Source organism: Nocardiopsis nanhaiensis (assembly GCF_054778635.1).
Genome location: NZ_BAAGZJ010000093.1, coordinates 21,376 through 30,144 on the forward strand (window position 1 = coordinate 21,376; position 8,769 = coordinate 30,144).

Annotated in this window: 10 protein-coding genes; 8 read left to right on the forward strand and 2 right to left on the reverse strand. The window is 67.2% G+C overall.

Annotated features, from left to right (window positions below; genetic code table 11):
* Nucleotides 1-37 precede the first annotated feature (37 nt).
* The 8 genes from atpF to ACYVD1_RS29835 all read left to right on the forward strand — a co-directional run bounded on the left by atpF (nucleotide 38) and on the right by ACYVD1_RS29835 (nucleotide 7,086).
* Nucleotides 38-577, forward strand: coding sequence for a F0F1 ATP synthase subunit B (gene atpF / locus ACYVD1_RS29800; protein ID WP_460755018.1), 540 nt, complete (start codon nucleotides 38-40; stop codon nucleotides 575-577).
* Nucleotides 577-1,398 carry a F0F1 ATP synthase subunit delta gene (locus ACYVD1_RS29805; protein WP_460777837.1) on the forward strand — a complete coding sequence of 274 codons (822 nt, stop codon included), beginning with the start codon at nucleotides 577-579 and terminating at the stop codon, nucleotides 1,396-1,398. The genes atpF and ACYVD1_RS29805 overlap by 1 nt, the downstream gene beginning before the upstream one ends.
* Before the next feature lie 74 nt (nucleotides 1,399-1,472).
* Complete coding sequence (gene atpA / locus ACYVD1_RS29810; protein ID WP_460777838.1) at nucleotides 1,473-3,113, forward strand: F0F1 ATP synthase subunit alpha; 1,641 nt, start codon at nucleotides 1,473-1,475, stop codon at nucleotides 3,111-3,113.
* Nucleotides 3,114-3,116: 3 nt separating this feature from the next.
* Nucleotides 3,117-4,037: a F0F1 ATP synthase subunit gamma gene (locus tag ACYVD1_RS29815; protein WP_460777839.1), complete on the forward strand. Its 921-nt coding sequence runs from the start codon at nucleotides 3,117-3,119 to the stop codon at nucleotides 4,035-4,037.
* A gap of 6 nt (nucleotides 4,038-4,043) precedes the next feature.
* On the forward strand, nucleotides 4,044-5,489 hold the full coding sequence (atpD, locus tag ACYVD1_RS29820; RefSeq protein ID WP_460777840.1) for a F0F1 ATP synthase subunit beta: 1,446 nt from the start codon (nucleotides 4,044-4,046) through the stop codon (nucleotides 5,487-5,489).
* A 323-nt stretch (nucleotides 5,490-5,812) separates the two neighbouring features.
* Nucleotides 5,813-6,202: a F0F1 ATP synthase subunit epsilon gene (locus ACYVD1_RS29825; protein ID WP_460754856.1), complete on the forward strand. Its 390-nt coding sequence runs from the start codon at nucleotides 5,813-5,815 to the stop codon at nucleotides 6,200-6,202.
* A 56-nt stretch (nucleotides 6,203-6,258) separates the two neighbouring features.
* On the forward strand, nucleotides 6,259-6,711 hold the full coding sequence (locus tag ACYVD1_RS29830) for a DUF2550 domain-containing protein (protein WP_460777847.1): 453 nt from the start codon (nucleotides 6,259-6,261) through the stop codon (nucleotides 6,709-6,711).
* 69 nt (nucleotides 6,712-6,780) lie between these two features.
* Nucleotides 6,781-7,086: an MTH1187 family thiamine-binding protein gene (locus ACYVD1_RS29835; protein WP_460777841.1), complete on the forward strand. Its 306-nt coding sequence runs from the start codon at nucleotides 6,781-6,783 to the stop codon at nucleotides 7,084-7,086.
* A 45-nt stretch (nucleotides 7,087-7,131) separates the two neighbouring features.
* Here the strand turns inward: ACYVD1_RS29835 and ACYVD1_RS29840 are convergent, their stop codons facing one another.
* Both ACYVD1_RS29840 and ACYVD1_RS29845 read right to left on the reverse strand, forming a co-directional pair.
* Nucleotides 7,132-7,596 carry a hypothetical protein gene (locus ACYVD1_RS29840; protein WP_460777842.1) on the reverse strand — a complete coding sequence of 155 codons (465 nt, stop codon included), beginning with the start codon at nucleotides 7,594-7,596 and terminating at the stop codon, nucleotides 7,132-7,134.
* 153 nt (nucleotides 7,597-7,749) lie between these two features.
* A complete protein-coding gene (locus ACYVD1_RS29845; RefSeq protein WP_460777843.1) occupies nucleotides 7,750-8,346 on the reverse strand; it encodes a cob(I)yrinic acid a,c-diamide adenosyltransferase in 597 nt (198 codons plus the stop codon).
* Nucleotides 8,347-8,769 lie beyond the last annotated feature (423 nt).

An 8,769-nucleotide genomic window follows, 5' to 3' on the forward strand; every position in this document is an offset into this window, starting at 1 on the left:
TATTGATGGCAACTGACGTGAAGGAGGGCTGACCATGTTGGTGGAGTTGGCAGCCGAACCAAACATTCTGCGGATCGACTGGGTCAAGTTCGGCTTCGGCGCGATCACGCTCGCCGTGGTCTACTTCTTTGTGGCCCGCAAGGCGGTTCCCAAGGTCATGAAGGTCCTCGACGAGCGTCACGACGCCATCGAGGGCGGGATCGAGCGGGCCAAGAACGCTGAGGCCGAGGCCGAGGAGATCCGCCAGCAGTACCGCGAGAAGCTCGAAGAGTCGCACCGCGAGTACGCGCAGGAGCTCGAGAAGGCCAAGGAGCAGCGCGCGGCGATCATCGCCGAGGCTCGCGAGGAGGCCCAGGTCGAGGCTAACCGGATCATCGAGGCCGCCAAGGCCCAGATCGAGGCCGACCGGCAGCAGGCCGTTGTCCAGCTGCGCGGCGAGATCGGCGCCCTGTCCACTGAGCTCGCCACCCGCATCGTGGGGGAGACGCTCAGCGACGACGCCGCTCAGACCCGAGTAGTGGACCGGTTCCTGGCGGAGCTGGAGCAGGACGAGAGCGCGAAGCAAGAGGTGCGCTGATGCGTGGTATCAGCCGCAGCTCCCTGGCTGAGGTGACCCGGCGCCTGGACGACAACGTCCTGGCGTCGGCGGACGCCGCCCAGCACGCGGTCTCGCTCGGCGGCGAGCTCTTCGAGGTCGTCGCCCTGCTGGGCGGCGAGCACTCCCTGCGCCGCTGGCTCGCGGACCAAGCCAACCCTGCGGAGAAGAAGACCGGCCTCATCGGCCAGGTCCTCGAGGGCAAGGTGTCGCCGTCCACGGTGATCGTGGTCAACGACGTCGTGTCCCAGCCCTGGGCCGGCCCCCGCGACATGGTGGACGCTCTGGAGCGCCTCGCGGTCTACGCGACCGTGGCCTCCGTGGAGGGCACCCGCCTGGACGAGCTCGAGGACGAACTGTTCCGCTTCCAGCGGATCGTCATCGCGCAGCCGGACCTGCGCTCGGCCCTCACCCGCGAAGGCGTGGACACCTCGCACCAGCACACCCTGGTCGAGAACCTGCTCTCGGGCAAGGTGAACTCCGCGACGCTGGCTCTGGTCAGCGAAGCGGTCACCCGGCCCCGGGGACGTACCCTGGAGCGGGCCCTCGACAACTTCGGGCAGCTGGTCGCCGAGCGCGCACAGCGCTACATCGCGGTGGTGCGCAGCGCGGTTCCGCTCAGTGAGGCACACGAGGACCGTCTGCGGACGCTCCTCCAGCGCAAATACGGCCGTGAGATCCACCTGAACACCGAGGTCGACCCCAAGATCGTGGGCGGACTCTCCATCCAGGTGGGCGACGAGGTCATCGACGGCACCATCGCCGGGCGAATCGCTGAGGTCCAGCGCCGTCTGGCTGGCTGACACACGCGAATACACGCAAGGCAAGCACGCACGGCGCCAGCCCGGCGCCATTTGAGAGCAAGGACAACGTAGAGATGGCGGAGCTGACGATCCGGCCGGATGAAATCCGGGACGCGCTACAGCGCTTCGTCCAGTCGTACGAGCCTGACGCCACCCGCGCGGAAGAGGTCGGAACCGTCACCTACTCCGGTGACGGCATCGCCCGCGTCGGTGGCCTTCCCTCGGCGATGGCGAACGAGCTGCTGGAGTTCGAGGACGGCACACTGGGCATGGCCCAGAACCTTGAGATCGGCGAGATCGGTGTCGTGGTGCTGGGTGACTTCACCGGTATCGAGGAGGGCCAGCGGGTGCGCCGCACCGGCCAGCTCCTCTCCGTACCGGTGGGCGACAACTTCCTTGGCCGCGTGGTGGACCCCCTGGGTACCCCCATCGACGGCAAGGGCGAAATCGAGACGACCGAGCGCCGCGACCTGGAGATCCAGGCCGCGACGGTGATGGAGCGCCAGCCGGTCGAGGAGCCCCTCCAGACCGGTCTCAAGGCGATCGACACCATGACCCCCATCGGTCGCGGCCAGCGCCAGCTGGTCATCGGTGACCGGCAGACGGGTAAGACCGCGGTCGGCATCGACGCGATCATCAACCAGAAGGCCAACTGGGAGTCCGGCGACCCCGACAAGCAGGTGCGCTGCATCTACGTCGCGGTCGGTCAGAAGGGCTCGACCATCGCCAGCGTGAAGGGCGCCCTCGAAGAGGCCGGCGCGATGGAGTACACCACCATCGTGGCCTCCCCGGCGTCCGACCCGGCCGGCTTCAAGTACCTCTCCCCGTACACCGGATCGGCCCTGGGCCAGCACTGGATGTACGAGGGCAAGCACGTCCTCGTCGTCTTCGACGACCTGACCAAGCAGGCCGAGGCCTACCGTGCGGTCTCCCTCCTGCTGCGCCGCCCGCCGGGCCGTGAGGCCTACCCGGGTGACGTCTTCTACCTCCACTCCCGCCTCCTGGAGCGCTGCGCGAAGCTCTCCGACGAGCTGGGCGCCGGTTCGATGACCGCTCTGCCGATCATCGAGACCAAGGCGGGCGACGTCTCGGCCTACATCCCCACCAACGTCATCTCCATCACCGACGGCCAGGTCTTCCTCAACTCGGACCTGTTCAACCAGGGCCAGCGCCCGGCGATCGACGTCGGTGTGTCCGTGTCCCGTGTCGGTGGTTCGGCCCAGACCAAGGCCACGAAGAAGGTCTCCGGCACGCTGCGTCTGGGCCTGGCCCAGTACCGCGAGCTCGAGGCGTTCTCCGCCTTCGGTTCGGACCTGGACGCCGTGTCCAAGCAGCAGCTGGAGCGCGGTGCCCGGATGATGGAGCTCCTCAAGCAGGGCCAGTACTCGCCCTTCGCCATGGAGAAGACGGTCGTCTCGATCTGGATGGGTAACACCGGCCTGATCGACGAGGTCCCCGTCGACGATGTCCGCCGCTTCGAGGACGACTTCCTGTCCTTCCTGGAGCGCGAGCACAAGGCTGTTCTCGACACCATCCGGGAGACCGGCAAGTTCGAGGACGAGAGCCAGAAGACCCTCCAGGGCGCCATCGAGAAGTTCAAGCAGGGCTTCCAGACCTCGGCCGGCACCCTCCTCGGTGTTGAGGCCGAGGAAGAGGCGCTCACTGAGGAGAAGGTCGGCCAGGAGACCATCAAGGTCGCCAAGGGCGGGAAGTAACCCATGGGTGCACAGCTTCGCATCTATCGCCGGAGGATCCGCGCGACGAAGGCGACGGCGAAGATCACCCGTGCGATGGAGCTGATCGCCGCCACGCGCATCACCAAGGCGCAGCGCGCGGCCGAGGCTGCCAACCCTTACGCACGGGAGATCACGCGGGCGGTGTCGGCCCTGGCCAGCCGGGTGAGTGATCACCCGCTGCTGACCGAGGCCGAGAACCCCACCCGCGCGGCCGTCCTGGTCATCACCAGCGACAAGGGCCTGGCCGGCGCCTACTCGACCAACGTCATCAAGGAGGCCGAGGCCCTCACCCAGCTCCTCAAGGAGCAGGGCAAGGAGGTCCTCACCTACATGGTGGGTCGCAAGGGTGCGGCGTTCTACAAGTTCCGCGACCGCAGGGTCGAGGAGAGCTGGGAAGGCTTCACCGAGCGTCCGACCCACGCGCACGCCCAGGAGATCGGCTCCACTCTCATGGAGAAGTTCTCCCAGGACACCGCCGAGGGTGGTGTCGACGAGATTCACGTGGTCTCCACGGAGTTCGTGTCGATGCTGACCCAGCGGGCCGGGGCGGTTCGCGCCCTCCCGCTGGAGGTGGAAGAGGTCGAGGAGGACGAGCTCGAGGAGTCGCACGGCGGCGACGCGCTGCCGCTCTACGAGTTCGAGCCGTCCGCGGAGGAGGTCCTGGACCAGCTGCTCCCGCAGTACGTGGTCAACCGGATCTACGCCTCCCTCCTCGAGTCCGCCGCCTCCCAGCAGGCGTCCCGTCGCGCGGCCATGAAGGCCGCGACCGACAACGCGGAAGAACTCGTCAAGAACCTGACCAGCCTGTCCAACCAGGCACGTCAGGCCGAGATCACCAATGAGATCAGTGAGATTGTCGGCGGTGCCGATGCGCTCTCTGGGTCCAGCGCGGGAAGTGAGTAACGAAAAGTGACTGCGACAGTTGAAGGTTCGGCCGGCGCTGGCACCGCCACCGGCCGCATCGCCCGGGTCACCGGCCCGGTTCTCGACGTGGAATTCCCCGTCGGTTCCCTGCCTGCCATCTACAACGCCCTGCACACCGATGTCAGCATCGGTGGCGAGGAGAAGGTCATCACCCTGGAGGTCGCCCAGCACCTGGGTGACAACCTGGTCCGCGCCATCTCCCTCGCCCCGCAGGACGGCATGGTCCGTGGCGCCGAGGTGCGCGACACGGGCGCGCCGATCAGCGTGCCCGTCGGCGACATCGTCAAGGGCCACGTGTTCAACACCCTGGGCGAGTCCATGGACGTGCCCACCGCCGAGCTCGGTGTGACCGAGCGCTGGCCGATCCACCGCAAGGCCCCCGCCTTCGACCAGCTCGAGTCCAAGACCGAGATGCTGGTCACGGGAATCAAGGTCATCGACCTCCTCACCCCGTACGTCCGCGGTGGGAAGATCGGCCTCTTCGGTGGTGCCGGTGTGGGCAAGACGGTGCTCATCCAGGAGATGATCACCCGTATCGCCCGTAACTTCGGTGGTGTGTCCGTGTTCGCCGGTGTCGGTGAGCGCACCCGTGAGGGTACGGACCTCTTCCTGGAGATGGACGAGATGGGCGTCCTCCCGGACACCGCGCTCGTCTTCGGCCAGATGGACGAGCCCCCGGGCACCCGTCTGCGCGTGGCGCTCTCGGCCCTGACGATGGCTGAGTACTTCCGCGACGTCCAGAACCAGGACGTGCTGCTCTTCATCGACAACATCTTCCGTTTCACCCAGGCGGGTATGGAGGTCTCCACGCTGCTGGGCCGTATGCCCTCGGCCGTGGGTTACCAGCCCAACCTGGCGGACGAGATGGGTCAGCTCCAGGAGCGGATCACCTCGACGCGGGGTCACTCGATCACCTCCATGCAGGCGATCTACGTCCCCGCGGACGACTACACCGACCCCGCTCCGGCGACCACCTTCGCCCACCTGGACGCGACGACCGAGCTTTCCCGGCCGATCTCGCAGAAGGGCATCTACCCGGCGGTGGACCCGCTGGCCTCCACCTCCCGCATCCTCGACCCGCAGTACGTGGGTGAGGAGCACTACCAGGTGGCCCAGCGCGTCAAGGAGATCCTGCAGCGCAACAACGACCTGCAGGACCAGATCGCCATCCTGGGTATGGACGAGCTGTCCGAAGAGGACAAGATCATCGTCAACCGGGCCCGTCGCCTGGAGCGCTTCCTCTCGCAGAACATGTTCGTCGCCGAGAAGTTCACCGGCAACCCGGGCGTGTTCGTGCCTCTGGAGGAGACCATCACTTCCTTCACGGCGCTCTGCGACGGTGAGTACGACCACCTTCCCGAGCAGGCGTTCCTCGATGTCGGCAACATCGAGATGGCCGTCGAGAAGGCCAAGAAGCTACAGGAAGGCTAGGGAGTGTTCGACGGATGCTTTCGCCCGTGTCGGCGGAGCCGACCCGACGCGAGCGGCCTCCACGCAATCTCTCGCCAGACGATGAGCGAAGGTCAGCCCGGGGTTGGCTGTCCGGGCGACATCGGCGCCGCGAGAGGCAGCGTGGTGGTCGCGAGCGCGAAATAATCCGTCGAGCACGACCGAGGACTGCACGTCAGTGCCCTCCCTTGACAGGATTCCCTGGGGAGGGAGGGCGACGGGCGGGGCTAGTTCCCAGGCGGGGTCGAGTATCGGTTCGTGCTCGACCCCGCCGAACCCACCCGCTAGCCGAGGAGTTTGTGGCAGTGTCGAAGAAGCTTTTCGTCGAGATCGTCTCTCCGGACCGTGAGGTTTGGGCGGGCGAAGGCGACATGGTCATCGCGAAGACCGTCGAGGGCGAGATCGGCGTCCAGCCCGGGCACGTCCCGGTGCTGTCGCTTCTGGCCGAGGACGCGGTCGTTCGCGTTCTGGGCGCGCGTGAGACCGGCGAGGTCCGGGCCGCCGCCCACGGCGGGTTCGTCTCGGTTTCGGGTGAGGGTCGGATCTCCATCCTCGCCGAGACCGCCGAGCTCTCCGAGGACATCGATGTGGACCGTGCGCGCAAGGCGCTGACGAGCGCGACCGAGTCGGGCGACAGCCCGGCCGTCGGCCGTGCGCGCAGCCGCCTGCGTGCTGCGGGCGAGGAAGTCGCCTAGCGAAGCCGGAAGGCGGAACGGACGTGGGAGTGGGACCTCTGCAGGGAACGCCGTTGTTGGAATCCTTGTGGTGGGTGGTCCTCACCCTGTGCGTCGCCGTTCTGCTGGCGGTGGTCGCGGGAATGGCACGAAGGTTCGTGCTGTTGCGCAGCGGCGGTGCCGTCGAGTGTTATCTGCGTGCGCGAGGGGTGAAGGGCCGTCGGGGTTCCTGGCGTATCGGTTTCGGCCGGTACGGCTCGGAGAACCTGGCCTGGTTCCCCGTCCTCTCGCTCAGACCGCGGCCGACAGCGAAGCTGTCGCGCCGCGGTCTTGTCGTTGTGGGACGCCGTTCCCCCGACGAGGTCGACGACCTGCCGGCCGACCTCACGGTCTTGGAGATCGGGTGGGCCGCGGAGGACGGCAGCGACCCCAAGGAGGCCTCCTACGAGGTCGCGATGGGGGAGAGTGTGCTCACCGGTTTCCTTTCGTGGGTGGAGTCGATGCCTCCGGGCACCCGTTGGGAGGCCTGACGCAGTATTGCCGTGCGCCTGACGGCGGGGCGGTTCACAGAGGTGACACCGGTGTGTTCCCATGGCGGCATGAGTACCATCGTGGCTTTCTCAGTGTCCCCGCTCGGCAACGGCGAGTCCGTCGCTCCCGCCGTGGCCCGCGCCGTCAAGGTGGTGCGCGAGAGCGGACTGCCCAGCGAGACCTCCGCCATGTTCACCTCCGTCGAGGGTGAGTGGGACGAGGTGATGGACGTCGTCAAACGCGCGGTCGAGGCCGCCGGTGAGGGTGAGTCCAGGGTGAGCCTGACCCTGAAGGCCGACATCCGGGAGGGTGTCTCCGACGGTCTGCACAGCAAGGTGGAGGCCGTCGAGCGCGAACTCGACGGCCCCCACTAGGACTTCGGGGGCGGTACCCGTCGCTGGGTACCGCCCCGGTTCTGGTCAGTCCACTGCGGGATCGGCGGCCCTCGTGGAGAAGTAGTCCTTGGAGGACTTGTTGTAGAGCAGGGCCACCACGGTGAAGGCGAAGGTTGCTGAGATGAGCGCACCGAAGCTGTAGACGGGGCTGATCGCCAGGCCCAGGATGATCACACCGGCGGCGGCGTTGACACCGAGGGTCGCTGTCCGCGCGCGGGCGTCGCCCTTGCCGACCATCACCGCGAGCGCGACGGCGGCGATGCCGTACACCAGTGCGACCGCCGCACCCACGTAGGCGGCCCAGATCTGCTCGCCGAGCGCCTCCATCTGCTCGGCCTGACCGGCCGGGAGCATGTCGATCAGCGCACCCGAGTCGATGGTCACGGCCCCGAGGAGGCCGAAGGCCCCATAGACGAGTTGGTACACCGCGATCAGGATCAGCAGCACCAGAACGGCGATGACACTGCCGGGCTTTGCTCTTGCGGTCATGCGTCTGTCCTCCTGTTCGGGGGAATCGCTTACCCAAAGCCCTAGCCGTTCGGGGGCGGAGCACACACGATCGCCGGAATCCCTTCTGTCCGTGCAGTTGGCAGGGGGTGAATCCGGGGCCGGAGCCAGCGCTTTCGGCCCCGGGCGGGCCCGTTAGCGCTCCCCGCCGGGCTTCCAGAGGACCTCCTCGCCCTCCTCGGCGACGTATCGGCCGAGGATGAACAGAAGGTCGGAGAGGCGGTTCAGGTACTGCGCGGTGAGCGGGTTGACGGTGTCCCCGTGCTCCTCGATCGCCGCCCAGACCGAGCGCTCGGCCCGGCGGGCCACGATCCTGGCCGTGTGTACCAGCGCCACGGTGGGGGATCCGCCGGGCAGGATGAAGCTCCGCAGGGTCGGCAGGTCCTGATTGTAGGTGTCGCAGGCCTCCTCGAGGTGGGTGACGTACTCGGGGAGGACGCGCAGCGGGGGGAACTCGGGGTCGGGCACGATCGGGGTGGACAGGTCCGCCCCCAGGTCGAAGAGTTCGTTCTGGATCCGTTGCAGCAGGTCGCGGACGTCCTGGGGGAGGTCGCCCATGGCCAGCGCGACACCGATGGCGGCGTTGGCCTCCTCAGTGTCGGCGTAGCCGACGAGTCTGGTGTCGTTCTTGGAGGTCCTGCTCATGTCGCCGAGCGCCGTCGTCCCGGCGTCGCCGGTGCGCGTGTAGATCTTCGACAGTACGACCGGCTTGTCCGTGTCCCGTTTGGTCATGGCCCTCAGCCTAGGGGGATGCGCCCAGAAGAGGGTCGGTAAGGGCCGCCTGAACACGGAGAAATCACAGAGGATAACTGTTCCGTATCAGGGGGTGAAGGTGACGTGGCTCACTGATACCTTGAGAAACAAGGGAGCTACACACTGTAGTTTCCGGCGGTGTCCGTGCGACACTCGCCTGGGTGGAACAGAGGGGGACTGCCCGGGGACTGTGGCGGAGGGGGAGACACCGCGAAGGGCGGGCGGCGTGGAACCGGGGGGTTCACGCCACCCGCCCCCTTTCGTGCGCGGGTGTCCCCTAGTGTCCTGAGTCGTTAATTCGTCGGCAGTACGAAGCAAGGGATTCGAGGATCTCCTCGGCCGTCTTGTGCCACACATAGGGTCGAGGGTCCTCGTTCCACACCCTGATCCAGGAGTGGATGT

Bases quoted from the DNA above. Each gene is read 5' to 3' on its own strand.
- ACYVD1_RS29805 (WP_460777837.1), top strand. From the start codon at position 577: ATGCGTGGTATCAGCCGCAGCTCCCTGGCTGAGGTGACCCGGCGCCTG.
- atpA (WP_460777838.1), top strand. From the start codon at position 1,473: ATGGCGGAGCTGACGATCCGGCCGGATGAAATCCGGGACGCGCTACAG.
- ACYVD1_RS29815 (WP_460777839.1), top strand. From the start codon at position 3,117: ATGGGTGCACAGCTTCGCATCTATCGCCGGAGGATCCGCGCGACGAAG.
- ACYVD1_RS29835 (WP_460777841.1), top strand. From the start codon at position 6,781: ATGAGTACCATCGTGGCTTTCTCAGTGTCCCCGCTCGGCAACGGCGAG.
- ACYVD1_RS29840 (WP_460777842.1), bottom strand. From the start codon at position 7,596: ATGACCGCAAGAGCAAAGCCCGGCAGTGTCATCGCCGTTCTGGTGCTG.
- ACYVD1_RS29845 (WP_460777843.1), bottom strand. From the start codon at position 8,346: ATGACCAAACGGGACACGGACAAGCCGGTCGTACTGTCGAAGATCTAC.